21 protein-coding genes are annotated in these 26050 nt (G+C 69.5%); 13 read left to right on the forward strand and 8 right to left on the reverse strand.

Going from position 1 to position 26050, the window contains the following annotated elements; genetic code table 11:
* The first annotated feature begins 84 nt into the window (after positions 1 to 84).
* The gene (locus FNV62_RS36460) at positions 85 to 1038 is read left to right on the forward strand and encodes a bifunctional riboflavin kinase/FAD synthetase (RefSeq protein ID WP_054232824.1); all 954 of its coding nucleotides are present in this window, start codon (positions 85 to 87) and stop codon (positions 1036 to 1038) included.
* A gap of 124 nt (positions 1039 to 1162) precedes the next feature.
* On the opposite strand, the gene FNV62_RS36465 is transcribed toward FNV62_RS36460, so the two are convergent.
* From FNV62_RS36465 to eccE, 8 genes are all read right to left on the reverse strand, one after another.
* Entirely contained in the window at positions 1163 to 2173 is a 1011-nt protein-coding gene (locus FNV62_RS36465; protein ID WP_097286456.1) for an ABC transporter ATP-binding protein, read from the reverse strand.
* Positions 2170 to 3189, reverse strand: coding sequence for an ABC transporter ATP-binding protein (locus FNV62_RS36470; RefSeq protein WP_143603088.1), 1020 nt, complete (start codon positions 3187 to 3189; stop codon positions 2170 to 2172). Before FNV62_RS36470 ends, FNV62_RS36465 begins: the two co-directional genes overlap by 4 nt.
* The gene (locus tag FNV62_RS36475; protein ID WP_060898392.1) at positions 3186 to 4109 is read right to left on the reverse strand and encodes an ABC transporter permease; all 924 of its coding nucleotides are present in this window, start codon (positions 4107 to 4109) and stop codon (positions 3186 to 3188) included. The genes FNV62_RS36470 and FNV62_RS36475 overlap by 4 nt, the downstream gene beginning before the upstream one ends.
* Before the next feature lie 23 nt (positions 4110 to 4132).
* Positions 4133 to 5200, reverse strand: coding sequence for an ABC transporter permease (locus FNV62_RS36480; protein ID WP_181360931.1), 1068 nt, complete (start codon positions 5198 to 5200; stop codon positions 4133 to 4135).
* A gap of 80 nt (positions 5201 to 5280) precedes the next feature.
* A complete protein-coding gene (locus FNV62_RS36485; RefSeq protein ID WP_143628350.1) occupies positions 5281 to 7149 on the reverse strand; it encodes an ABC transporter substrate-binding protein in 1869 nt (622 codons plus the stop codon).
* Between the two features lie 357 nt (positions 7150 to 7506).
* Positions 7507 to 10809 (reverse strand): SCO5717 family growth-regulating ATPase, encoded by a 3303-nt coding sequence (locus FNV62_RS36490; protein WP_143628352.1) that lies wholly within the window; start codon positions 10807 to 10809, stop codon positions 7507 to 7509.
* A 359-nt stretch (positions 10810 to 11168) separates the two neighbouring features.
* Positions 11169 to 12026 carry a hypothetical protein gene (locus FNV62_RS36495; protein ID WP_225900485.1) on the reverse strand — a complete coding sequence of 286 codons (858 nt, stop codon included), beginning with the start codon at positions 12024 to 12026 and terminating at the stop codon, positions 11169 to 11171.
* Positions 12027 to 12031: 5 nt separating this feature from the next.
* A complete protein-coding gene (eccE, locus tag FNV62_RS36500; RefSeq protein WP_164331817.1) occupies positions 12032 to 13360 on the reverse strand; it encodes a type VII secretion protein EccE in 1329 nt (442 codons plus the stop codon).
* Between the two features lie 197 nt (positions 13361 to 13557).
* On the opposite strand from eccE, the gene eccB reads away from it, so the two are divergent.
* The 12 genes from eccB to FNV62_RS36560 all read left to right on the forward strand — a co-directional run bounded on the left by eccB (position 13558) and on the right by FNV62_RS36560 (position 26050).
* Positions 13558 to 15087 (forward strand): type VII secretion protein EccB, encoded by a 1530-nt coding sequence (eccB, locus tag FNV62_RS36505; RefSeq protein ID WP_097286460.1) that lies wholly within the window; start codon positions 13558 to 13560, stop codon positions 15085 to 15087.
* A 54-nt stretch (positions 15088 to 15141) separates the two neighbouring features.
* The gene (gene mycP / locus FNV62_RS36510; RefSeq protein ID WP_225900486.1) at positions 15142 to 16356 is read left to right on the forward strand and encodes a type VII secretion-associated serine protease mycosin; all 1215 of its coding nucleotides are present in this window, start codon (positions 15142 to 15144) and stop codon (positions 16354 to 16356) included.
* A gap of 183 nt (positions 16357 to 16539) precedes the next feature.
* A complete protein-coding gene (locus tag FNV62_RS36515) occupies positions 16540 to 17931 on the forward strand; it encodes a PQQ-binding-like beta-propeller repeat protein (protein WP_225900487.1) in 1392 nt (463 codons plus the stop codon).
* A 300-nt stretch (positions 17932 to 18231) separates the two neighbouring features.
* The gene (locus FNV62_RS36520) at positions 18232 to 18702 is read left to right on the forward strand and encodes a hypothetical protein (protein ID WP_181360932.1); all 471 of its coding nucleotides are present in this window, start codon (positions 18232 to 18234) and stop codon (positions 18700 to 18702) included.
* On the forward strand, positions 18702 to 20516 hold the full coding sequence (locus FNV62_RS36525; protein WP_143609360.1) for a hypothetical protein: 1815 nt from the start codon (positions 18702 to 18704) through the stop codon (positions 20514 to 20516). The genes FNV62_RS36520 and FNV62_RS36525 overlap by 1 nt, the downstream gene beginning before the upstream one ends.
* Before the next feature lie 93 nt (positions 20517 to 20609).
* Positions 20610 to 21815, forward strand: a complete 1206-nt coding sequence (locus FNV62_RS36530) for a S8 family serine peptidase (protein WP_313905048.1) — start codon at positions 20610 to 20612, stop codon at positions 21813 to 21815.
* A 110-nt stretch (positions 21816 to 21925) separates the two neighbouring features.
* Positions 21926 to 22264: a WXG100 family type VII secretion target gene (locus FNV62_RS36535; protein WP_097289238.1), complete on the forward strand. Its 339-nt coding sequence runs from the start codon at positions 21926 to 21928 to the stop codon at positions 22262 to 22264.
* A 64-nt stretch (positions 22265 to 22328) separates the two neighbouring features.
* Entirely contained in the window at positions 22329 to 22634 is a 306-nt protein-coding gene (locus FNV62_RS36540; RefSeq protein ID WP_097286466.1) for a WXG100 family type VII secretion target, read from the forward strand.
* Between the two features lie 118 nt (positions 22635 to 22752).
* Positions 22753 to 23361 (forward strand): hypothetical protein, encoded by a 609-nt coding sequence (locus tag FNV62_RS36545; protein WP_225900488.1) that lies wholly within the window; start codon positions 22753 to 22755, stop codon positions 23359 to 23361.
* Positions 23355 to 24029, forward strand: a complete 675-nt coding sequence (locus tag FNV62_RS36550; RefSeq protein WP_306459593.1) for a hypothetical protein — start codon at positions 23355 to 23357, stop codon at positions 24027 to 24029. The genes FNV62_RS36545 and FNV62_RS36550 overlap by 7 nt, the downstream gene beginning before the upstream one ends.
* Entirely contained in the window at positions 24029 to 25735 is a 1707-nt protein-coding gene (locus tag FNV62_RS36555; protein ID WP_143603095.1) for a putative T7SS-secreted protein, read from the forward strand. Before FNV62_RS36550 ends, FNV62_RS36555 begins: the two co-directional genes overlap by 1 nt.
* Entirely contained in the window at positions 25736 to 26050 is a 315-nt protein-coding gene (locus tag FNV62_RS36560) for a YrhB domain-containing protein (protein ID WP_143628355.1), read from the forward strand.

The raw sequence follows: 26050 nt of genomic DNA on the forward strand, positions 1-26050 counted from the left end.
TGCGAACCGAGCGCACTCGGCATGGCACCCTTAGAGCTGCGAATGAGGCAATCACGGACACGGGTTCGACAAGGAGCGGTCACAGTGCAGCGCTGGCGTGGCTTGGAGGACATCCCCGAGGACTGGGGGCGCAGCGTCGTCACCATCGGTTCCTACGACGGGGTGCACCGCGGACACCAGCTGATCATCAAGCATGCCGTGGACCGCGCCCGTGAGCTGGGCGTTCCCTCCGTCGTGGTGACCTTCGACCCGCACCCGAGCGAGGTCGTGCGCCCCGGCAGCCACCCCCCGCTGCTCGCCCCGCACCACCGCCGCGCCGAGCTGTGCGCCGATCTGGGTGTGGACGCGCTGCTCATCCTCCCCTTCACCACCGAGTTCTCGAAGCTGTCGCCCGCCGACTTCGTGGCCAAGGTCCTCGTCGACAAGCTGCACGCCAAGTCCGTCGTCGAGGGCCCGAACTTCCGTTTCGGCCACAAGGCGGCCGGCAATGTCGACTTCCTGCGCGAGCAGGGCGAGACGTACGACTTCGACGTCGAGGTGGTGGAGCTGTACGTGAGCGGTTCCGCCGGGGGCGGTCAGCCGTTCTCCTCCACCCTGACCCGGCGGCTGGTCGCCGAGGGCGATGTGGAGGGCGCGCGCGAGATCCTGGGCCGCCCGCACCGCGTCGAGGGGATCGTCGTCCGCGGCGCTCAGCGTGGCCGCGAGCTCGGCTTCCCCACCGCCAACGTCGAGACCCTCCCGCACACCGCGATCCCCGCCGACGGCGTCTACGCCGGCTGGCTGCACGTCGAGGGTGAGGCGATGCCCGCCGCGATCTCCGTCGGCACCAACCCGCAGTTCGACGGCACCGAGCGCACGGTGGAGGCGTACGCCATCGACCGCGTCGGCCTCGACCTGTACGGCCTGCACGTCGCCGTCGACTTCCTCGCCTACGTCCGCGGCATGGCCAAGTTCGACTCCATCGAGGCGCTGCTGGAAGCCATCGCCGACGATGTGAAGCGCTCGCGCGAGCTGATCGAGGCCTACGACGGGGAGTGACTCGTCGTACGGCACAGGGGCGCCGGTGCTCTCAAAGGCACCGGGCGCCCCTTTTCACGTACTGGGCGTCCAGCGGCATTCCACCTGGTTCACGTACTGAGTGCCCGTCCGCACGCCGTCCGCTTCACGTACCGAGCCGTGCCCAGTGGCACGCCACCTGCGCCTCGCCGCCGCCGTTCAGTACCTCCAGGTCCTCGCCCCGGCACGCGTCCGCAACGCCCGCCCGTTCGGCCTCTCCGCTCGCCAGGATCTGGCAGCGCGCGTGGAAGCGGCAGCCGGCGGGGATGCGGGAGGGGTCCGGGGGTTCGCCGGTGAGGACCACGGGGTCGCCCGGGGCCTCCGGGAGGACGGACAACAGGGCCTGGGTGTACGGGTGCCGGGGCGCGGTCAGGACCTGCTCCACCTCGCCGGTCTCCACGATCCGGCCCAGGTACATCACCGCGACCCGGTCGGCGATGTTCCACGCCAGCCCCAGGTCGTGGGTCACCACCAGGGCGGACAGGCCGAGTTCGGTGCGCAGCCGCAGGAGCAGGGCGAGGATCTCGCCGCGTACCGACGCGTCGAGGGAGGCCACCGGCTCGTCGGCGACGATGAGTTCGGGCTCCAGGACCAGCGCGCCCGCGATGACGACGCGCTGGCGCTGGCCGCCGGACAGCTCGTGCGGGTAGCGCAGGAAGAAGCGCTCCGGCGGGCGCAGACCGGCCCGGGAGAGGGCTTCGGCGACCGCCGCCCGTTCGTCGCCGCCGTACCTGTGGATGCGCAGCCCCTCGGCCACCGCGTCGTACACCGTGTGCCGGGGGTTGAGCGAGCCGCTGGGATCCTGCAGGACCAGCTGGACGCGCTTGCGGTAGGCCTTGAGGGCGCGGGCGGAGTAGTCGAGCGGCGCCCCGTCGAAGGTGACACGGCCGTCGGTCGGCGGGACCAGACCGAGCAGGGAGCGGGCCAGCGTCGTCTTGCCGCAGCCGGACTCGCCGACCAGGGCGACGATCTCGCCGGGGCGGATGTCGAGGTCGACCCCGTCGACGGCACGCGCGCGGGCGGCGCCGTGACGTCCGGGGAAGGCGATGTGCAGGCCCTCGGCCCGGAGCAGGGGAGCCGCGGTCACGGGGGGCGAGGTCGCAGGGGTGGTGGTCATGGGGCGCTGCTCCTGGCTTCTTCCGCCGGGGTGCCCGGCTCGGGGACGGTCACGCCGGCGTGCACACAGGCGGCCCACCGCCCCGCACCCGCCTCCCGCAGTGCCTGATCCTCGGTGGCGCAGCTGTCCAGCGCCACCGCACAGCGGGGGTGGAACGTACAGCCGGACGGCAGCGCCGACGGGTCCGGTGGATCGCCCGGCAGTCCGCGCGGCGCGAACCGCGAGGCGGCGTCGCCGATGCGCGGGAACGCCGCCGACAACGCCTTGCCGTACGGGTGCCGGGCCGCCTCGTACACCTGCCGGGCCGGGCCCTCCTCGACGACACGGCCCGCGTACATCACCGCGAGCCGGTCGCAGGTGTCGGCGAGCACGGCGAGGTCGTGACTGATCATGATCAGGCCCAACTCCTGCTCGGCGACGAGCTGTTCGATCAGGCGCAGGATCTGGGCCTGGATCATCACGTCGAGGGCGGTGGTCGGTTCGTCGGCGATGACGAGCCGGGGGTCGCAGGCCAGGGCCATGGCGATCATGACGCGTTGGCGCTGCCCGCCGGACAGCTCGTGCGGGTAGGCGTTCGCGCGGGCGGCGGGCAGACCCACGTGCTCCAGCAGCTCGCCGGTCTTCTTCTTCGCGCCCGCCGGGGTCGCCTTCTTGTGGAGCAGGATCGGCTCGGCGATCTGGTCGCCGATGCGGTGCACGGCGTTGAGGGAGTGCATCGCGCCCTGGAAGACGATCGAGGCGCCCGCCCAGCGGACCGCCCGCACCCGCCCCCACTTCATCGTCAGCACGTCCTCGCCGTCGAGCAGGATCTCCCCGCTCGTACGGGTGCCCGTGGGCAGCAGTCGCAGCAGCGCGAGCGCCAGTGTGGACTTGCCGCAGCCGGACTCGCCCGCGATACCGAGCTTCTGGCCCGCGTCCAGGGAGAGGTCCACGCCGCGCACGGCGGCAGCCCCGCCCGCGTACGTCACCTTGAGGTTCCTGACCTCCAGCAGACGCCGCTTCGCCGGAGTGCTCATCGGGTCACCCCCAGCTTGGGGTTGAGGACCGACTCGACCGCGCGTCCGCACAGCGTGAACGCCAGCGCCACCACCGCGATCGCGACGCCCGGCGGCACCAGGTACCACCACTTGCCCGCGCTGACCGCGCCCGCCTCCCGCGCGTCCTGGAGCAGGCCGCCCCAGGACACGACCGTCGGATCTCCGAGGCCGAGGAAGGCGAGGGTCGCCTCGGCGAGGATCGCGGAGGAGATGATCAGGGTGGTCTGCGCCAGCACCAGCGGCATCACGTTGGGCAGCACGTGCCGGGACATGATGTGCCAGTGCCCGCCCCCGAGCGCCTTCGCCCGCTCGATGTAGGGCCGCGACTCCACGGCGAGGGTCTGCGCCCGCACCAGCCGGGCCGTCGTCGGCCAGGTGGTGACGCCGATCGCCAGGATGATCGTGCCGATCGAACGCGACATCACGGTCATCAGTGCGATCGCGAGCACCAGCGTCGGCATCACCAGGAACCAGTCCGTGATCCGCATGATCACGGTCGCGTACCAGCCGCGGAAGTGGCCCGCGGTGATCCCGATGAGCGCGCCGATCGCGACGGAGAGCACGGCCGCGAGCAGCCCGACGAGCAGCGAGACCCGGGCACCCCACACCACGAGCCCGAGCAGGTTGCGCCCGAACTGGTCGGTGCCGAGTGGGAATCGGGCGCTCGGGCTCTCCATCGGGCCGCCCGGCGCGTCGGTCACACTCTGCACGTCGGATCCGACGGTCAGCGGCGCGGTCAGGGCGATCAGCCCGAAGAGGGAGAGGGCGGCCAGTCCGAAGACGCCCGCCCGGTGGGTGCGGTACTGCCGCCAGAAGCGGACGGCGGAGTGGCGGCGGCGCTGCCAGGCGAGGGCGCGCGGGCCGACCGCGGCCACCTGCGGGGTTGCTTCGGTTGTCATCGGCCCGTCCGACTCGGTCGTGGTCATCGGCCCACCCGTGGGTCCAGCAGCGGATAGATCAGATCGGCCAGGGTGTTCATCACGATCACCGCCGAGGCGAAGACGAAGAACAGACCTTGGACCAGTGGCAGATCGGGCACGCTCAGCGCCTGGTAGAAGAGCCCGCCCAGCCCCGGCCAGGAGAAGACGGTCTCGACGAGGATCACTCCCGCTACCGTCCGGCCGAGGTTGATGAAGATGAGGGTGACGGTCGGCAGCAGCGCGTTCGGCACGGCGTGCCGACGGCGGACGAGATCGTCCCGAAGGCCCTTCGCGCGCGCCGTCGTCAGATAGTCGCTGCCCATCTCGTCGAGCAGCGCCGAGCGCGTGACCAGCAGGGTCTGCCCGTACTCGACGGCGACCAGCGTCACCACCGGCAGGATCAGATGGTGGGCGACATCGAGGACGTACGCGAAGCCCTCCTTGCCCCCCGACTCCATGCCGCCGGTCGGGAACAGGCCGGGGATCGGCCCCATGCCCACCGAGAAGACGATGATGAGCAGCAGACCGAGCCAGAAGGACGGGATCGAGTACAGCGTCAGGGCCAGACCGGTGTTGAGGCGGTCGCTCGTGCCGCCGTTGCGCCAGGCGGAGCGGGTCCCGAGGAAGATGCCGAGCGCGGTGTACAGGACGAACGCCGTGCCGGTGAGCAGGAGGGTGTTCGGCAGCGCTTCGGAGATCTTGTCCATGACGGGGGCCCGGAACTGGTACGAGGTGCCCAGGTCGCCGGTGAGGGCCTTGCCGCAGTAGTCGGTGAACTGCCGCCACAGCGGCAGGTCGAGCCCGAACTCCTCGCGGTAGTGAGCGAGTTGCCCGGCGGAGACCTGACGGCCGCCCGTCATGTACTTCACCGGATCGCCGGGGATGAGCCGGAAGAGGAAGAAGCTGGTGACGAGGACGGCCAGCAGCGAGACGGCCGCGCCGCCCAACTTGCCCGCCACGTAACGCAGATACGCGGTGGTGGTGCGCGCCCGTGGCCCGCGGACCGACGGCCCGGCCTGGGCCGGACCGTCGGTCGCCTCGACCAGCGAGGGTGTTGCCTCAGCGGTCATGAACTACTCATTCGCTCGTACGTTCATGGGGTCCCCGTGGGTGTCGGGCGACGGGGTACGGGGACGGCGGACGGGGAGGTCTACTCGCGGTCCTCGGCCGTGGCGCGGCGTCGCATCGCGAAGAACGCCCCGACGCCCACGAGAACGACGACGCCCGCGACGATGCCGATGATGACGCCCGTCGAGCTCGATCCGTCGGAGGACGCACCGGAGGCGTCGGCCGGAACCGCCGACCACCAGCTCCAGTAACCGTCCTGGCCGTAGATGTTGCCCGCGGCCTTGGGCATCGTCTCGATCGACTTGATCTGGTCGGTGCGGTAGGCCTCGACCGCGTTCGGGTACGCCATGACGTTCATGTACCCGGTGTCGTAGAGCCGCGACTCCATCTGCTTGACGAGGTCCGCCCGCTTGGCGGTGTCGTACTCGGCGAGCTGCTGGTCGTACAGCTCGTCGTACTTCTTGTCGCAGATGAAGTTGTCCGTCGCGCCCGTGTCCTTGGCGGTGGCGGGCAGTGCCGCGCAGGTGTGGATGGACAGCACGAAGTCCGGGTCCGGGTTGACGGACCAGCCGTCGAAGGCCAGGTCGTACTTGCCGGCCAGCCAGGGGTCGGTCACGTTGTCGAGGCAGTTGAGGGTGACACCGATGCCGAGCTTGCCGAACCACTCCTTCACGTACTGCCCGACCGCCTTGTCGTTCGGGTCGGTGGCGTGGCAGAGGATCCGGTAGTCGATCGGCTTGCCGTTCTTCTCGACGCGCTTGCCGTCGGCGTTCTTCTTGTAGCCCGCCGCGTCGAGGAGCTGGGCCGCCTTCGCCGGGTCGTACGCGAGCTCCTGGCTCGCCGACGGCTTCCAGTGGTACGTGGAGAAGCGCGGCGGGATGTATCCCTCGCCCTCGACGGCGTGGCCCTGGAAGACCTTGTCGATGAGGGTCTTGCGGTCGATCGCCATGAAGAGCGCCTGGCGCACCTTCTGGTTCAGCAGCGACTCGGCGCCGTCACCGAAGTGCTTGCCGTCCTTGGCCTGGGCGCCGGGGTTGGTGGCGAGGGCGTAGAAGCGACGGCCCGGAGCGTCGTTGACCTTGATGTTCGGCTCGCCCTTGAGGGACGCCGCCTGGGCGGGGGTCAGCGCGGGGGAGCCCGCGACGAAGGAGACCTCGCCCTTGCGCAGGGCGGCCACCGCGGCGTCCTGGTCCTTGAAGTACTTGAAGACCAGCTCGTCGAACTTGGGGGCGCCGCGCCAGAAGGTCTTGTTCGGCTTCAGCCGCACATAGCTGTCAGGCTTGTAGTCGGTCAGGACGAACGGCCCGTTGCCGACGATCGGGAAGCTCTGGTCGTTGTTGAACTTCGAGAAGTCCTTGACCTTCTCCCAGATGTGCTGGGGGACGATCGGCACATCGAGCGCGCCCATCGTGGCCTGCGGCTTCTTCAGCTCGATGACGAGCTGGGTGGGGCTCGGGGCGGTGACCTTCTTGAAGTTGGTGACGAAACTGCCGTTGGCGGTGGCCGCGCCCTGGTCCGTCATCATCTTGTTGAACGTCCACGCCGCGTCCGCGGCGGTGGCCTGTCGGCCGTCCGACCACTTGGAGTTCGAGCGGATCGTGTAGGTCCAGGTGAGCTTGTCGGCGGACGGCTCCCACTTGGTGGCAAGGCCCGGGACCGTGTGGTTGTCCGCGGGGTCGTAGTTGGTCAGGTACTCGTACATGAGCCGGTGGACGCTCGTACTGAGCAGGCGCGAGGCCAGGAAGGGGCTCAGCGAGTCGACGCTCTGCGCGACCGCGACGGTGAGGACCTTCTTGCTCTCCTTGGCCTGCTGGCTCCCCTTGGCCTGGGCCTGTTGCGGGACCGGGTTGAGCGGGGTCGCGAGACCGGCGGTGAGGGTGAGCGCGGCGGCTGCGGCGGCGAGGAGCCGGGGGCGCAGACGTCCTCTGTTGGGCTGATCGTGTCTGTTCATGGGTCGGTGACCTCGCGTCATCGCTCGCACAGGGATGGCTGGTTGACCTACTGGATCAGGGTGATCGGGGGACGCCGGCGGGATTGATGTGTGTGTCTATCAGCGGCGGTCTCGGCGCGTCAACGGCGCGTGAACCCCGTGTGGCCTGCGGAAATAACGAGTTGGCGCGGATTATTCGCTCATTGGTTCAGACCGGTGAAGCCCTCCTGGCCAGGGGGTGACGCCCTGTTTCCTGCCTGGACACGCGAAGGCCCGCGCCCTGGGGGAAGGGCGCGGGCCTCGGCGAGAAACGGTGCCCCTGAAGGGCCCGATCGGGCTACTGATGTCCGGTTGTCGACGTCCGGCTTCGATGTCCGGTCACTGCTGTGGGGGTGCGGGCGGGGGAGGGGTCTGAGGGGGCTGGCCCTGGTACGGCGGATAGGGCTGGCCCGGTTGACCCGGTTGACCCGGGTGGAACTGCTGGCCCGGCTGGGGAGGCCCCGGATAGGGCTGGCCGGCCTGCGGTGGCCCCGCGTACGGCTGGCCCGGCTGCTGGGGATGGGGCTGCTGCCCCGGCATCGGCGCTCCTGGCATTCCCGGCGCGCCCTGGCCCTGCGGGTAGGGGTACTGACCCGGCATCGGCGGGGCGGCCACCGGCGGCGGGTTGCCGTCGTTCGTCCACAGCCCGTGCGACTGCTGGTGCCGCACGATGTCCTCGGCGACCATCGCGGACAGGTTGAAGTACGCCTCCCGCACCTTGGGCCGCATCATGTCGAGGTCGACCTCGGCGCCCGCGGCCAGATGCTCGTCGAACGGCACGACCACGACACCGCGGCAGCGCGTCTCGAAGTGGCTGACGATGTCCTCCACCTTGATCGTCTTGCCGGTCTCGCGCACCCCGGAGATGACGGTGAGGGACCGCGAGACCAGATCCGCGTATCCGTGCGCCGACAGCCAGTCCAGCGTCGTACTGGCACTGCTGGCACCGTCGACGGACGGCGTGGAGATGATGATGAGCTGGTCGGCGAGGTCGAGCACCCCGCGCATGGCGCTGTACAGCAGACCGGTGCCCGAGTCGGTCAGGATGATCGGGTACTGCTTGCCCAGCACGTCTATCGCGCGCCGGTAGTCCTCGTCGTTGAAGGTCGTGGAGACGGCCGGGTCGACGTCGTTGGCGATGATCTCCAGACCGGAGGCGGCCTGCGAGGTGAACCGCCGGATGTCCATGTACGAGTTCAGGTACGGGATCGCCTGCACGAGGTCGCGGATGGTGGCCCCGGTCTCGCGGCGCACCCGGCGCCCGAGCGTGCCCGCGTCCGGGTTGGCGTCGATCGCCAGGATCTTGTCCTGTCGCTCGGTGGCCAGCGTGGAGCCGAGCGCGGTGGTGGTCGTCGTCTTGCCGACACCGCCCTTGAGGCTGATGACGGCGATCCGGTAGCACGACAGCACCGGCGTCCGGATCAGCTCCAACTTCCGCTGCCGCTCGGCCTCTTCCTTCTTGCCGCCGAGCTTGAACCGCGAGGAGCCGCCGGAGGGGCGACCGCTCTTGGCCTTCTGCTTCTTGTTGTTGAGCAGCCGGTCGGAGGACAACTCCACCGCGGCCGTGTACCCGAGCGGGGCGGCGGCCGGGTTGGTGGGCTGACGCTGGTCGTGCTGGATGGGCTGCGGCCAGCCGGCTCCGGTACGGGGGTCCACCGGCGGCTGGGGCTGCGCCTGCTGCGCTTCTGGCTGCGGTCCCGGGTGGGGCTGCTGCGGGAAGCCGTAGCCGCCCTCCTGGGGTGCGTTCGGAGCCGGGGGCTGGGGGAAACCGTAGCCCGACTGCGGGCCGGGGGCCTGCGGTGCGGGCGGCTGGGGCGCGCCGGCCTGCGGTGGGGTCGGCTGGGGAGCGGGGGCGCCCGTCTGCGGGAACCCGTAACCGGTAGGCGGTGCCGGGGGGTTGGGCGCGGCGGGAGCCGGAATCCCGGGGTGCGGGAAGCCGTAACCGTCCTGCGGCGCGGGCGGCGCGGGCGGCGCGGGTACGGGAGCGTCGGCGACCGGAGGGGCCACGGGGCCCGGCGCGGGCGGCGTGCCCTGCGGATGCCAGGCGGCGGGCGCGGGCTGCGGAGCCTGCGGCTGGAACGGCGGCTGCGGCTGGGCAACCGGCTGTTGCGGCGGGACGGTCGGCTGGGCCGTCGGCTGGGCGGGCGGCGGCCCCGGGTAGGGCTGCTGCTGGGGTTGCTGAGGCTGCTGATGCGGGAAGCCGTAGCCACCCCGCTGCGGCGGCAGGGGCGGCTGTCCCTGCGCGGCGGTCGGCTGCGGCGGGACGGTCGGCTGTCCCTGCGCGGCCGAGGGCTGCGGCGGGACGGGTGCCTGACCCTGCGCGGCCGTCGGTTGCGGCTGCTGAGGGGGCCCGGGCTGCGGTGGCACGACCGGCTGGGGGGAGGGCCACTGGGCCGCCGGTGCCGGGGCTGCGGGCTGGTAGGCGGGCGGCAGTGGCGGCAGTCCGCCCTGCGGCAGCGGCGGGGGAGCCCAGGCGGGTGCGGCTGTCCGCGCGTCCTGCGGTACGTCGGTCCCGGCGCCCGGCGAGGTGTCCGGCGCGATGTCCTGGGGCCAGTCGTCGAAGTCATCGGCTTCGTGCGGCGCCGCGTCCTCGGATACGGGGGCCTCGGGAGCGGAGTCCTGAGCCGCGGTCTCCGCCGTCGCGGCGGCAACGGGCGGCTCGCCCTCCGCGTCGGAGGCACCCTCGGCACCCTCGACGTCACCGTCAGGGGCACCGACGGGCTCCTCGAGGCCACCAGCGGTGGCGGCTGCGGCTGCGGTTGTGGCGTCCTCGGAGTCGTCGTCGCCCGCGTCGGCCGGAACCTGCGACGCCTCGACCTCACCGTGCGGGTCGTCTTCACCAGCGGTCGGATCCGCCACATCGGCCCCGACGTCCGTGGCCTCCTGCCCGTGTCCCGCGGCGGAGTAGGTGGCGTCGGAGCCGCTGCCCACAGGGCTGTTGTCGGAACCGTCGCCCGCAGCGGCGGCGCCGGTGCCGTCGTGCTCGTTCGTGCCCGCGTTCACGCCTTCCGCCGGCGAGGGCGCTTCGCCGTCCGCCGCGACCTCACCGGAGGCCTCGGCGGACTGCTGCTCCCCGGCCGGCACGGCGGGCGCGCTCAACTCGAAGTCACCGCCGGTCGTGTCCTCGCCGTCCGATCCGTCACCGACCGGCGCGCCCTCGGCGACACCCGCGTCCTCGGTCGGGCCCGCGGACGTCTCCTCGGCGGGTCGGGCCGCGGCCTCCCGCTCCGCGAACTCACGCTTGAGCGCGGCGGCGGAGAACCGCATGGTCGCGCCGCTCTCGATGTCACCGTTCCCGAGACCCGCCTCGTCGGCCGGTACGGTCGGCGGCGTCCAGGCGGGCTGCGGTCCGGACGCGGGCACGGCCGGTGGCACCGGTGCCACCGGCGGAACGTGCGCGGCCGGAGCAACCGGTGCGGCCGGGTCGAACGACACCGGCGGAGCGGACGGCGCGGGAGGAGCCGGGGGAGGTGGGGTCGGCGAGGCCTGGGCCGAATGGCCCGACGCGTTCTGCGTGTACCAGGCGGGCGGCGCGTAGTCGATGGTGAACTCGCCCGTCGCCTCGACGGCGGACTCCGCGTCGGACTGGTCATCGCCGGGTGTGGCCCAGCCCCCGCGGATCCCGTCCCGATCGCTGTTCACAATTCCTCCTGGTGTGGTCAAGCACCCTCAAATGCCGTGCTGACGCGACCGTTCGCTTCGCGTCCGTCTTCGCGTCTCTTCGTGCGAAGCGTGGGCGGGTCCGTCGACGGGTGGGTCGAGGGATACGGGTCGCGCCCGGTCCCAGCCTAATCACCACGAGCGCCACGACGGCAGGCCCGTCCGCCCCTCCGCACGGGTCCGCTCCGTCACACCTTGCCCAGAAGCGGAATGCGCACGCATCAAGGGAGTTGACAAACCGGGCAATCGTGGTGAACGAACCGGGCACGACCAGGGGGAAATCGTTCCCAAAGGTCCAATTACGGACCGATGTTGAGGTGGCGACGCTCGGGGACGCTCGGTCAGTCCATCCTGCGCGGCGTACCGAACAATCCGGTCTCGGCGTCCGTGGGCTGAGTCATCACGTACTGCCGGTCGCGGTCGGCGCACCAGAGCGTGACCCCGTCGGCGAGCGTGGGCAGTGAGTCCACATCGCCTCGGGGAAGTGCCAACGCCCGCCCTATTTCGGCGGCTTCGTCCGGTGAGACCCGCTGCACGCCGACGAGCCGCGCCTGCCGCAGCAACCGGGGGGCCACCGGGCTGAGATACGGCAACAGCGTCAGCACCGACTGCCAGGGGCCGGAGACCACACGCCCGCGCGGCGGCCGCATCCCGCAGTCGCGCACCACCAGCACCGGGTTGCCGGCCGAGGAGCCCTGCGGCGGAACCCGCCCCACGTCGTGCACGCTCATGCCGTTCTGCCCGCCGCCCATGGCGTGCACCATCTGCATCCAGGCCGGCGCGCGCCCCGTCTCCACGGCCACGCGCGCTCCTGTGGCCGCCGCTCTCAGGGCGAGCACCTGCGCGGTCCAGAGGCCGCCGATCAGGACGACGTCGTACGGCGTCGGCCGGTTGAGCCCCAGCACGGCGGGCTGCCCCTCGGCGTCCACCCCGATGACGACCCCGTCGTCCCCGATGGGCAGCGCGAGGGAGTCGACCTGCTCCACGGACAGCGAGTGCCGCCCGTGCCGAGGCCCGAGCAGCCCGAACCCGCTGCGCAGACGCCCACGCCCTGGCTCCGGGGCCGAGCCGGGGGAGCCGGCCGAGCCGGCCCCCGCGGCTCCACGAGCCCCCGAAGCCCCGTGCGGTCCCGAAGCCCCGAACCCGCCCGAATTCCCGTTCCCGTACGCCCCCGAGGCGGTGGCTCCACCTGTGGTCATGGCCATCAGCGAACACCCCCGAGAGGCAGCGTGGCGAGCACGCCGGGCAGCTGCTCGCGATCGAGTCGGGCCAGCCCCGTGCCGGCCTGGCGGGCGGCGTGCTCCAACGAGCGGCGCGCCGCGACCAGTTCGTCGTCGCTGCGGCCGGTCACCCGCATGTGCCCGCACAGCGACACTTCTTGGCGCTCTCCACGCCGCAGCGTCAGGCTGAAGGTGGTGGCCAGCGCGGGCACGGCCGTGAGCAGCGCGACGAGTTGCGGCAGGGAAGGCCCGCCGCCACCGCCCAGTTGGGGCCAGCGCCGCACCCAGTACGTCGTGTGTCTGCGGTTGTCGCAGCGCCAGCTGCGGCCGGACTCCTCGGTCCGCCGCGCCGGCAGGTCAGTGCGTCCCGCCTCGGCCGTCACCAGAGGGTTGGCACACGCCGAGGTCGCCACCGCGGCCGTCAACTCCTCCTCATTGAGCACCGTGGTACGAAAACCCGCCCCCGTGAGCCGACTCGCGAGGTGGTCCGCGGCGCGCACGACGCACTTCTGCGCACCGACGAGTCCACCCCCGCGCGCGGCCACGGCCTCCGGGCACAGCTCCGGATCGAGCTTCAACGCGATCCAGGTGATGCGCACGGCGGGTGCCCCCGTCTGCTCCTGGAGCGGCGCGTAGTTGCTGACGGCCACGGACTGCTGGGGCAGGTGCAGCGCGGGCGCGGGCTGTGTGTGCAGCACGATCTGCGCCGACTCCAGATGGATGTCGTCCACGTCCAGCGTGTCCCGCACCAGCCCCAGGGGGAGCGGCTGTCGGCTCCGCTCGGCGCGCAACGCGGTCGCGTCGGCCTCCACTTGAAGGACGGCGGTCACGAACGTACCGTCCCCGATCACGCCGACCGGCCGTCGGTCCCGCGCGCTGTACGCGGAGGTCCGCAGGCCCGGATCGCACTCCACGGCGGGGGCGAGACCGGGCTCCGTCCCAGGCGGTATCGGCGTACTCGCCGCGCGCCGCTGCCGCGCTCGCAACGCCCTTGCCGTGGCGAGCCATTCGGGCAACGAGCGGCCCCGGCGCCGTACGAAGGCGAGGAGGACGAGTGCGACCGCGACGACAGCGGCCGGCATCAGCGCGAAAGGACCGACGATCCACCCGACGAGCAGTGCGGCGGCGGCGATTTCCAACAGAACGATCCGTTGCAACCGGAACGAACCCGACTGCCCGGGACGCACCTTGAGATGCAGCGCCCCCGTCTGTCCCTGCGCCTGCGCGGGCGGCGCGGACCGCTGCGACCGGGGTGCCGAGGAGCCCTGCTCCCGCGACCGGTCACGCGACCGGAACCGCGTTCCGGAAGCCATCACTGCATCCCCCCGTTTTCCTCACAACTCATTGGAACAACGCCACCACACAGGGCCCTTGAGGGCCCCGATACCCTACCCGCTCCACAAGACCGATCCCTTACCAGGCATAGTAGGGGGCCGGTCTGACAACGGAGGGCGGGGGACGGTGTACCCCCCAGCGCCGCCGGGCGATACACGGGGAGAAACAGGCACACATGGCATCTCGGCGGGACCAGCTCAACGCCTACACCTTCGCGAAGCGACGCATGCTGGCGTCCTTCGTCCAGTCGTCTCCCGACGGTTCGGAGGAAGGGGCACCGCGCCCGTTGCGTGCCGTGCTGCCGGGCGCCCTCGTCGGCGTGATCATCATGGCCGCGTTCGGAGCGTGGGGGATGTTCAAACCGACCGCGCCGCAAGGCTGGAACGCCGTCGGCGAGAAGGTGATCATCGCCAGCAAGTCCACCACCCGTTACGTGGTGCTCAAGACCGACGGCAAGGTCCAACTGCACCCGGTCCTCAACATGGCCTCCGCGAAGCTCCTGCTCAAGACGGGCAAGGGTGACGTCGTCACCGTCGACGAGTCCATCCTCGACAGGGGCACCATCCCGCGCGGGGTCACCATCGGCATCCCCTACGCCCCCGACCGGCTTCCCGCCGCGTCCGAGGCGGGCTCCGCGAAGCGCTGGGCCGTCTGCGAACGCCCGAGCGCGGGCGGCGGGTCCATCCAGAAGGCCGCGTTCGTCCTGGCCTCACGCGACATGGACAAGACCGAAGGAAGCAAGCAGAAGCTGGCCGGCGGCGAACTGCTGTACGTCGTAGGCCCGGACAAGACCCGCTACATCGTCGACGCGAGCGGAACGTCGTACGAGGTGGACAAGAACGACGAGTTGCTGCTGCGCACGCTCGTCGGCTCCGGCCGCGCACCGCAGCGGGTGTCCAAGGAGTGGCTGGAGACCCTGCACCAGGGCGACCCCATCACCTTCCCGAAGGTCGAGGGGCAGATCGGCACCGCCGCCGGTGTCCAGGGCAGCCTGTCCGCCGAGGCGAACAAGGTCGGCATGGTGCTCAAGGCGCCCAACGGCGCGAGCGAGCAGTACTACCTCGTCGAGCAGGGCAAGGTGGCTCCCGTCTCGGACTTCACCGCCAAGCTGCTTCTGAACAGCAGTGACCTGGTCGGCCTCGGCCAGGCCGGCACGGCTCTCGACGTCAGCGCCGGAGCCTTCGTGCCCAGTACGGCCGGGTTCGCCGCGGACCACACCTGGCCGAGCCGTATGCCCGTCCCCGTCAACGAGGCGGACGCGTCGGACGGGCATCGCAACACCGTCTGCAACGTCCTGCGCGACGTGGACAAGGGCAAGGGCAGGACGACGCTCAGCACTTGGGCGGGCACGGAATTCCCGGCCACCCTCCCGACCGGGTCCTCCAGCGCGTACGTCACGCCTGGATCCGGGCAGCTCTACCGCCAGTTCCAGGGCGAGGAGACCACGGCGGGCGGTGTCTTCCTGGTCACCGACACCGGACTGCGCTACGCGATGCAGTCCAACGACGACAGCGCCACGAACGACGCGGGCATCGGCACCACGGCCAAGGAGCGCAAGCAACTCGAGCAGGAGGCCCGCCTGGCCCAGATCAGCCTGGGCTACTCCGACGTGGACCCGGCGCCCATCCCGGCCGCCTGGTCCCAGTTCCTGCCCACCGGCCCCCGTCTGTCGACATCGGCGGCACGCCAGCCGCAGGGCTCGTAGGGGGAGTCCATGTCGTACGCACCGGCCGCAAGGCCTCTTCGTACCGTGGTCGTCATGGCCGCGACGCTGCTCGCTTCCACTGCCGGCGTCGCCCTCGCACCGCTCGCGGCGGCGGACACGTCCACGGACCAGTGCACCTTCCCGAACAAGAAGTACGCGGGCCGCCCTTGGGCGTTGCAACGCGTCCTGCTGGACGAACTGTGGAGCCAGTCAAAGGGCAAGGGCGTACGGGTGGCCGTGATCGACACGGGCGTGGACGTGAAGAACCCGCAGCTCACCCGTGCCGTGGACACGGCGGCCGGTCTGAACCTCCTCCCGCAGAAACTGAAGGACGACAGCGGAAACCCGATCCCGCGCGGCAAGGAGAACGGCACGACGGACACCGTCGGCCATGGCACCCGCGTGGCGGGCATCATCGCGGCCCGGCCCCTCTCCGGTACCGGATTCGTGGGCCTGGCTCCCGAGTCGACGATCATCCCCATCCAGCAGAACGACGCGGAGGGGCACGGCACGGCCAAAACCTTGGCCGAGGCCATCCGCGACGCGATCCGGGCCAAGGCCAACGTCATCAACATCTCCCAGGACACCTCGAACGCGGTGAAACCGGCCCCGGACCTGCAACGGGCGGTGGACGAGGCGCTGGCCGCCGACATCGTGGTCGTGGCCTCGGCGGGCAACGACGGCCTGGGCGGCAACGACAAGGACACCTATCCGGCCTCGTACCCCGGCGTCCTGGCGGTCGCCGCCTCGGACCGAAACAACGAACGCGCCTCCTTCTCGCAGTCCGGCGACTTCGTGGGCGTGGCGGCCCCCGGCGTGGACATGATCTCCACCGTCCCCAAGGGCGGCCACTGCTCCGACAACGGCACCAGCTTCTCGGCCCCGTACGTCGCCGGAGTCGCCGCTCTGATCAAGGCGAAGCACCACGACTGGACCCAACAGCAGATCGTGGCCCAGATCGAACAGACCGCCGAACGCTCGGTGGCGGGCCATGACCGCCTGGTCGGTTGGGGAGTGGTCGACCCGGTCCGCGCCCTGACGGAGGACGACCACCCCATCGAGTCCCCCGACCCTCACGAGGGCCTCTCGAAGGCCGAGGCCCCGACCCCGGCAAAACTGCAACTGGGCGAAACCCCGGACGAACGGAACGCACGACTGGCGACGTATGTGGCCGTGGGGGCGGCGGTTCTGCTGGCGGGGCTCAGCGGGACGGCGGTGGCGGTGCGGGACGCGCGGCGGAGGAAGCGGCGGGTGGCGGGGGCGGAGTGACGGCCTGGGACATGGCTGTTCTCAACATCTCCGTTTCCTGGCCACTGACTTGTCACCCATTCATCGCGGTCATCGAAAGGACCTTTCCGCGTGAGCTTCGGCCCACCTCCTTCCATGTACACACAGTCCGCTGTGGCAGCGGACGACATACGAAAGAAGCGCCGCTGGAAACGGTTCGGTGGCGTGGCAGTCCTCCTGATCGGGGCGCTGTGCGTGGGCAGTTGGCTCCTCTGGCGCGGTGACGACCACTCGGCCGGGGCGGCCGGCAAAGCGGCGGCCCTGGCGAAGCAAGGCCCCCTGGACATCAGGGAGACGGTCGAGAACCGACCCGCGAACATAGCTGGACGCATGGCCTTCCGGTTCTCCGCCGATGACATGCAGGCCGGTGAATCGCACGCGATGCCGGGCATGTGGGCGACGGACAAGATCCTTGCCAAGGGCATCAACAGAACCCTCGTGGGTTTCAAGATCGGCAAGGATGCCACCACGGGCGACGAGAACTGGCGCATCCGACTCGCCGGACCGATCTGCGGTACGACGCGTCATGTGACCGTCGGGGACCGCACGGCTGTCCTGTTCCGGTCCGGTGTCGACACCCATGCACCCTGCGACCACCTGGCCTTCGTCGACCTCGACACGGGCAAGAAGCTTTGGGAGGCCCGGTTCTCCAAGGTGAACGCCCTCTACGACACGCCGAGTGTGACCATGACGCGTGCCACGGTCGTCGTGGCGTGGGGCAAGGGCTCGCAGGCGTATGACATGGACCAGGGAAAACTCCTCTGGACGAGTACCCCTCCCCCTAAGTGCAAGGACGGGGGCCTGGCCGGCGGACGTGCCCTGCTCATCCGGACCGACTGCTTCGACGAGAAGAGCCTCGCCGAGTCGTATCGGGTCCGGAACGTGGACCCCCGCACGGGCAAGGTCACATGGACGTATCAGGTCGCCGAGGGCGTCCAGAGCGTCTACCTGGTGTCCGCCGAACCCGCCGTCCTCGCCGTGGCGGCGGGCGACGTCGAGATCACCGACCTGATCTCCCTCGACGGCCACGGCAAGTACCGCGCCACGATTCGCGTCGAAGGGGGCCACTACGTCGCCGACTGTGTCGACGGCGAGGAGGACGGGGCGGTGGACAACTGCCCGACGATCGTGGTCGGAGACGGCCAGGTCTTCCTGATGAGCAGGGAGGACCCCGACGGAACCATCGTGAACAACTCCAACTGGATCATCGGATTCGACCTCGCGACGGGGAAGACGGTCAAGAAGTTCGAATCAGGTCGTGACCAATTGCTGTATCCCCTACGGATGAGCGGTGACCAGCTCCTGGCACTTCGTGAGAGCAGCGACCACATCACGCCCATGGGACTCGTCAGCCTGAACCCGCGAACCGGCAAGGAAACCCCGTACCTCTACTTCGATCTGCCCTCCGAAGCCTGGACGCTCACAGCCCCCACGCTGAACGACGTCATCGTGCAGAACGGACGGCTCTTCTTCGGCACGAAGCAGGCGAGCGGGCCGAGCACTGGCAAGAAGAAGGTGTGGGAGTGGCTGGTTCTCGGGGTGGGGAGTGCGGGGTAGATCGTCGAGCGGGTGCCCCTCCCTTGCGAGTTCGCAATGGCTACCCAGCAACGCCGAATGAGTAGGAGTACTCAGGTCCTTCGCCCTGTGGGCCACGTAGTGTCGAGTGGCGGCACGGGCTCGGGCGAGCGCGAGGGCGCGGTGAAGAAGCAGTGAAGCTTCGCTGAGTGGTAGCACACCTGTTGCATATGGCAGTTGGGACTGTCATAGGAAGCGACTAGAGTGATTTCGTTGCGGAGATGAACGCTTGAGGGGTGCAGTCGCCCGGAGCGAGCGACGAAAACGGGGAGGGAAGGCATCATGCTTCCTGCGGACATGACAGGCGGGGCGTCGCCGAGCACCGCGGCGGACCTCAAGGTCGGCGCCGACGTGCTGATGACGTTCAAGCAGCGCATCGACAAGCTCTTGTCCGAGTTCGAGGACTCGGCGGGCAGCGCGTCCAAGGTGGGTGCGCACCGCGTCTCGCGCACTTCTCTCAGCGGGCACGGCAGCCCCTTCCATGAGGCTGACGCCCTGTTCACTCAGTACGAACAGGTTCACGAGCACATCACGCAGCTCTCCAAGACGCTCGGGCTCCAGATCGAGGCCATGGGCATCGCGACGCAGGGCGCGCAGAACGGCTTCGACGGCCTCGACGACGACCAGCGACGCCGTTTCTGGGAGATCCAGATCGAGACCGACCGCCTGTACAGCGAAGCCCAGCAGGAGAAGTCCGGCGAGGGTGAGAAGAAGCTGAGCGACGCGAAGAAGTCCACGAAGGGACTCCAGTAGTGAGCGGGGACGACAAGGCGCCGAAGGAGCTGACTGACCAGCAGCGCGTCGACGTTCAGGTCGGCCAGGTCGACGCGGTGTCCGGAGTGTCGAACGTGATGCACGACGCGTTCGGATTCAAGCGCGTCCGCCTCCTGACGTACGGGAAGGTCACGGACTTCGAGGACCATCAGCTCAACGCCATGATCGACCTGGTCCATCAGGCGAACCCCGCCGACCTGGAGCATGCCGGCGAGACGTTGGCGAAGGCGAGCAAGGCGATCAACGAAGCCGCCGTGGAGCTCCGACGTCACCTCAAGCATGCGGGTGAGGACTGGCAGGGCGAGGCCGGCCAGGCGTTCCAGAAGTGGGGAGAGAGCCTCGCCACGCATACCGAGAGCCTGGCCACGTACGCCGACGGCGCCGGGGTGCAGGTCACGGCCGCCGCGACGGGGCTCGCATCCGTGCGCAGCTCGCTGCCGCCCCGGGACACCCGCCCCGCCCTCGACCAGAAGAAGCCGGGGCAGCTCCCGCTACTCCAGCAGTTCGAGGGCAACAAGCAGTATGCCGAGGCGGTCCAGGTCGAGAAGGACCGGCAAGAGGCGATCAACCAGATGAACCGCCTCGCCTCCTTCTATTCGGTGTCCGGGTCCGAATTGGCGAAGCTGGAAAAGCAGGCCCCGCCAGCTTTTGAGCCGATGCCCAACGTGGGGGTGCCGATCGACGACCCCACCGTTGGTGGGGCCTCACGCAAGGGTGTCGTCGACTCAACCTCGGGTTCGAGTCACCACGTCGTGACGAGTGCCGGCGAGACCAAACACGTCGATGTGTCCCAAGAAAGCTCCAGGAACAACCTTCCGTCCTCCGGACATCCGGCTGCGGACACGCACGTCGAACTGCATCGGCCCACTGTCGGTACAGAGATCAACAGTGTTGGCACGCTGCCGCCGGAAGTTGCGAAGCCTGCGCCGGTGGTTCCTCCTTCTGCTGCGACGGGTCCCAACGGACCTTCTGGGGGAACGCTTCCTCCCGTGGGAACCGGTGCGGTACCTCCTGCCTTCGGAGGGCCGGTCGGGCGCGCCGGTGGATTTGGCGGGGCCACGGGCAGTAGGACCTCCGCATCGGCTCAGGGACGGGTCACCACCTCTGAGGGAACCACTGCCGGAGGCCGCACAGGACGCGGCCCCGCGGGACCGATCGGCCGCGCATCCGCGATTGGCCAGCAGGGTGCCCGTGGGCCCGCATCCGCGACGGGCAGGTCGCCCATGGGGCGGGGTGTCACCGGCGGCATGCCCAGAAGCGCGGGTACGACCGGTTCACGCACCGGCGGCACGCCGGGCGGGCGGGTGGGCGGCGTGCCCGGTCAGCCTGCGGCACGGACCGGCCCCGGAGCCACGGGCGCTGCGCGTACGGGCGGCGTGGTCGGTGGCAGGCCCACTTCTGAAGTCGGCCCGAGGGCGACTGGCGCCAGGGTTCCACGCGGCACGGTCATCGGCGGCGAGGGCACGACCGGCGCTCGCGCAGCGGGTGAAAGACCGGGGCAGCGCGGAGTGATCGGTGCGAACAACCCGGCGTCGGGCACGGGGCAGGGACAGTCTCAGCGCCGGTCTCCAGGAAGTGCGGACAGTGTGGCCGGCGCGCCCGCGCGTGGGGCCGGCGGCAGGGGCAACGGAGCCGCGTCCGGTGGTTCTGGCCTGGTGTCCGGTTCCGCGGAGGGCCGCAGCCCTGATCGTGCGGCCGGCGGGAGAACGCAGCGTCAGCAGCACTCTGCCGAGGACAAGAAGCGCTCACGTGATGACGCGCGGCGCGGCGATGCGCCGTCGGCGACCGACTGACCGAAACGACCGAGGACGTACACAAGCATGAAGTCAGGGAGTGGCGTACGCCGAATGCGGGCCGCGCTGTGGGCCAGGCATGCCCGGAGACATGTGACCACCGTGGGCGCGACGCTGGGTGCTCTGGCCGTCATGTCCCTTGGGCCGGCCCCCGCCGCGGCTGCCGACGGCGTCCAGTCGCAGCAGTGGTACTTGGACGCGATGAACGCCCAGGGGCTGTGGAAAGTCAGTACGGGCAAGGGCATTTCGGTCGCTGTCGTCGACACCGGCGTGAACCCGAACACGAATTCGTTGAAGGGCCAGGTGCTGCCCGGAGTCGACGTCACGGGAAGCACCGGTGATGAAACGGACGACTACACCGGTCACGGCACGTCGATGGCCGAGTTGATCGCAGGGACTGGCAGTGGCGACGGGATCAAGGGCGTCGCACCCGGGGCCAAGATCATCCCGATCCGTACGGTGCTCCTCGGCATCGGCAAGAAGGGCGAAGAGCAGGGCGACACTTCCGCGAAGGCCATCCGAGCGGCTGCTGATTCCGACGCAAAGATCATCAGCATGTCATTCGAAACGTTTTCCGCGTTCGATGGTGGACTTGAGGCCGTGCAGTATGCGGAGAGCAAGGGAAAGCTGCTCATCGCCGGTGTGGGTAACAGCGCCGATATCGCAAAGAACTACATCGGCTATCCCGCCAAATACCCCGGCGTGGTCGGAGTCTCGGCGATCAACGAAAACGGCGAGGTAGCCAAGTTCTCGCAGGACGGCGCGTACGTGGACCTTGCCTCGCCGGGCGTGGACGTACCGACCTGGTGTGACAAGACCTTCAAGTCCTACTGCCCCCAGAGCAATGGCACCAGCCAAGCCACCGCCATCACCTCCGGTGCCGCAGCCCTCATCTGGGCCGCCCACCCCAAGTGGACCGCCAACCAGGTCCTCCGCGTGATGATCGACACCGCGGGCCGGGACTGGCCCAAGAGCACTCCGAGCCGGTACCTCGGCTACGGCACGATCCGCCCTGCGCAGGTTCTCCTGAAGGGCAAGGGGGTTCCCGGAGCCGCCGACGTCGACCCCGTCACGAACAAGAAGACGCCCGGCCTGTCCGTCGGCGCTTCGCCCTCCGCTTCCGCATCAACCTCGTCACAAGCCTCGAACTCCACTTCTAACGCCCGGACTTCAGCGGCAGGATCAAGCTCGGATTCCTCCGGCAACACCACGCTGTGGGTCGCTCTCGGAGCCGCGGCGGCGGTCGTGGTGATCGGCGGCGGGGCCTTCGCGGTGATTCGCTCACGGCGAGGCGTATGACTGTCACGGCCCACCACCCGTGATGGACAACGGGCCGCGCGATGAACGGGCGCCTCACCACCCGGTGTAGCGCCAGGAACACAATCCTTCTCACGAAAGGCAGCGCCGAGATGACTGACGGCCGCAAGCTAGATGACGCACACGTACAAAAGCTCCAGACGAACGTCATCGACCGGTACGACAACGTCAAGAAGCACCTGCAGAAGCTCCAGGGATGCATCGACATGATCGAGGCCAACTGGACGGGCTTCGGCGCCAACGCGTTCAAGACCAAGCAGCACGAAATCAACGAGCACATGGCCGGGATCGGGCGCATGCTCGACGACTTCCTGAATGGAATCCAGCTCACCAAGCAGGACAAGAACAAGCTCGAGGACGAACTCCACTCCACGATCTCCAGCATCGAAGTGGACGCCGGTGCGAAGACGTCGGCGCTCAACCTTTACTGACGGGCCCCGAGTCGCGCCCCCGGACCGTGAGGTCCCTCTCACATCGTCAAGGAGATGAGGAAATATGACCGGCACGCCACACCTCCAGGATCTTGCCGTCAAGTACGGCGTCCTGGACGCGCTCGCCACTGAACTCGGCGGCCTGGCCAAGCAACTCGAGAGCGATCTCATCGAGCTGAAGCAGGGCGTACACAACGCGGCAGAGGGCTGGGCCGGCGACGCCTACGACGCCTTCCAGCGGAAGTCGAGGGAGTGGGACAACCACACCAGCGCCATCCACCAGGCACTGCTCTCCATCACGCAAAAGGTGCACCAGGCCGGCGGCGACTACCGCGGCGGCGACAAGAAGGCGGCCAGCTTCTTCGAATGAGGCGGGCCGGCTCAAAGGCACCGGGGTGGGCACGCACGGGAGGTGCCCACCCCGCGTTGCGTCATCGAGGCCCCTTCCAGACAGACCGTCACCTTCGAAACGTCATGAGGATCCACACGTGGTTTGGGACGAGTGGGAGCAACTGAAGAAGCAAGCCGCTGAGCGCGCCGAACCCGGCCCGGACCATGTGACCGGCGCCCTGCGGAAAGGCACCGCCGAAGAGCCCGGGGACGCCCGGCGGCAGCCGGATGTGCATCTCACGGGCGACTCCCCGGAGGCCGAGGCAGCCACCGGCCCCGTCGACTCCGACACGGCCGCACCCGACGGACTCGGGGCAGCGCGGCGGATGGACCGGATCAGGCACACGATCGACCGCTTCCAGGACACCACCGTCCTGGTCCCCCTCGTTCCGCTCGACGGCGGCGGCCGGGGATTCCTCACGGCCGACTTCGGCGGCGTGCGGTGGATCCATGTCTTCACCGACGAGTCGGCCGCCGCCAGGTTCGACGAGGCGCAGGGCGCCCCGAAGGCCCGGCGAGACTTCATGGCGGTGCGGGGGTGGCGCCTGCTGGACGTGGTGATCCCGGCAATGGGCGTGCCGTGCGGTGTCGCCCTGGACGTGGGCAGCGGCGACGACGGCGTGCTCCTGCCGCCGGTGGTGGGCATCGTGCCGGACGCGGCTGCGGTGGACGCCGAAGCGAACGGAAGCGGTGAGCGACCGTGGTGAACAACGGCGGCGGCAAGGACATCAAGGCGACCGGTCTGAACGAGATCGCGCAGGGCATCACGCTGACCCTGAGCGAGCTCAAGGGAATAGGCATCGACAGCGCGGCCGGGTTCGGCCGAGGGTTCTCCAACCTCGAGCTGTCCGGTCTGGAACTGGGCCACGACGGGCTGACGTCGGCCTTCAAGTCGTTCTGCGAGCGTTGGGAATGGGGTGTGCGGGCGTTGGTGGGAGAGGGCAACCACTTCGCCCAGGCCGTGGGTCTTTCGGCCGGCACCTTGTACGAGACCGACCAGTACGTCGAGGGCACGCTGAAGATCGGCGCGAACTCGCTGATGGGCAACCCGAACGCCTCCGAGGACGAGATCACGCGGATGAGCTGGGGCGAGCTGGCCCAGAACAACGCGCTCGCGCACGCCGACTACAGCAAGGAGTCCTTCGATCGGGCCCTGCAGAACAGCGAGCAGGGCTGGAAGGACGCCGGTCGGGACGTGATGACCTCGCACACGCTGGGGCCGATGGGACTGAATCCTGAGAACCTGCACGGCGCGTTCGGGGTGAGCGACAGCGAGTACAACCAGGTGCTCGACGACACCTTCGGCCCGTCGCCCGAGGAACGGGCCCAGGCGGCGGCTCAACAGCAGGCACAGCAGGGCGGGAGCGGCGGCTGATGGGGCTCGGGGATCTGGTCAACGCCGGGCTGGGCAAGCTTGAGGACGGCGTCGACGCGGGCAAGAAGCTCGTCGGTGAGGGCGTCGAGTGGGGCGCCCACAAGGTCGGGGACGGTCTGCAGGCCGTCGGGGCCGACGGGTGGGCCGACAAGGTCGAGGACCTCGGCGACAACATCGCCTCCGACCTGGGCGCGAGCGTCGGAGAGCAGCAGCTCGGTGAGACCGACCAGGCGAACGAGCTGGTGCACGGCAATCCGGCGTCCATCCGGGCCGCCGCCAAGCACCTGACGGGCTTTCACACCGCCTTCGACTCGGTCGGCCAGGGAATGCGTTCGCTGGACTCCTCGCACTGGCAGGGCGAGTCCGCCGACACCTTCCGCGAGAAGTTCGCCATGCATCCCCCCAAGTGGCTGCATGCCGCGGACGCCTGCGAGGCCGCCGGCAAGGCGCTGGACGGCTACGCGGACACGGTCAAGTGGGCGCAGGGTCGGGCCCAGGAGGCCATAGGCCTCTACAAGAAGGGCAAGAAGGCCTCCGAGCAGGCGGTGGAGGCCTACAACAAGCGCGTCGACGCGTACAACGCCGCGATCAAAGCGGACAAGGACCCCGGACCCCCTCTGGAGCAGTTCAAGGACCCCGGCCGCAGCGACATCCAGAGCGCCCGCCAGATCCTGGCGGACGCGCGCCGCCAGCGGGACGAAGCCGGTCGTGTCGCCACGCAGGCGGTCACCGCGGCCCTGAAGCACGCCCCGGCCGAGCCGCCGCCGCTCGACCGGCTGGAGTCCGACGCGCTGGACGGCTACGGCGCGGTCAACACCGAGGTCCTCCACTTCACAGGCGGAGTGATCAAGGGGAGCGCGGGGCTGATCAACTTTGTCCGCGGTCTGAACCCCCAAGACCCTTACAACATCACTCACCCAGCCGATTACCTGCAGCACGTCAGCATGACCCTGTCCGGTCTGGTCTCGACGGCCGCGCACCCGGAGCGCGTTCCCGAAGCCCTCATCGACAGCTTCAAGAAGGACCCCTCGGAAGCGCTCGGCAGGCTCGTTCCTCAGCTCATCGGCACCGACGGCGCGGGGCTGGCGGTAGGAGGTCTGCGGACCGCGGTCAGGGAGGGGGTGGAGACCGGTGCGGCGAACATGGCCACCAACGGGCTGAAGTACGGCGACGAACTCGCCGCCGCGCCGAAGGACTGGAGCAATCTCGCCCGCAGCACGGACCATGTGTCCGAGAAGGCGATCCACGCCGACTCGGTGGATCCGAAACTCGCCCAGGAATTCACCGACGATCAGTTTCCCTGGCTCAAGGACGTCAATCGGACGGGACATCCCGGCTACACCCAGAACTGCAGTCACAATGTGGATGCCGTGAACAGGAACCTGGACGGCGAACAGGTCGGCGCGGCCCCGAAGCAGAGTCCCGATCACGTGCCGCCTGAGGTGCTCGGGCTCAAGGACAGGCCCAAGGGCCACTACGACATGGTCAACAGTTACGATGACGTCATTCGCGACCTGCAGGCCAGGGGCGAGGGTTCGAGGAGCGTCATGTACATCAGCCGTCCCGATGGTTCGGCGCATGTGTTCAACGCGGTGAACACCCCGCACGGAGTGGTTTTCCTCGACGGCCAGTCCGGGACCCTGGGAGTACTCGAAAAGAATGTGTCGTCGATCGGCCATATTCCATATCGCGACGGAGTCAAGTAAATGTTGAGCAAGTCCGAAGCAGTCGAATTGGCCGCCGAATTCGTCAGGGCGATGTACCCGGACAAGGTGGCTTCCTTGGTGATGCTCCCGGACAAGTGCGAGGAATACGGCTTCGGCTGGGCCATTCGGTTCGACTGGAAGGAGCACCTCGAGACCGGGAATCCCGTGGACGCGCCGTTCACCTCCGTCGTCGTCGTGCCACACGATGGTGAGGCGGCGCATTGGCCGCCGACCGCACTTCCCGTGGCGGAGTACATGCGCCGACGCGAGGTGGGCGACTGGCCGAGCGTCGACCGGCGCTCCGGGGGTTACTGA

This window comes from Streptomyces sp. RLB3-17 (assembly GCF_007113425.2).
Taxonomy (GTDB): Bacteria; Actinomycetota; Actinomycetes; order Streptomycetales; family Streptomycetaceae; genus Streptomyces; species Streptomyces mirabilis_D.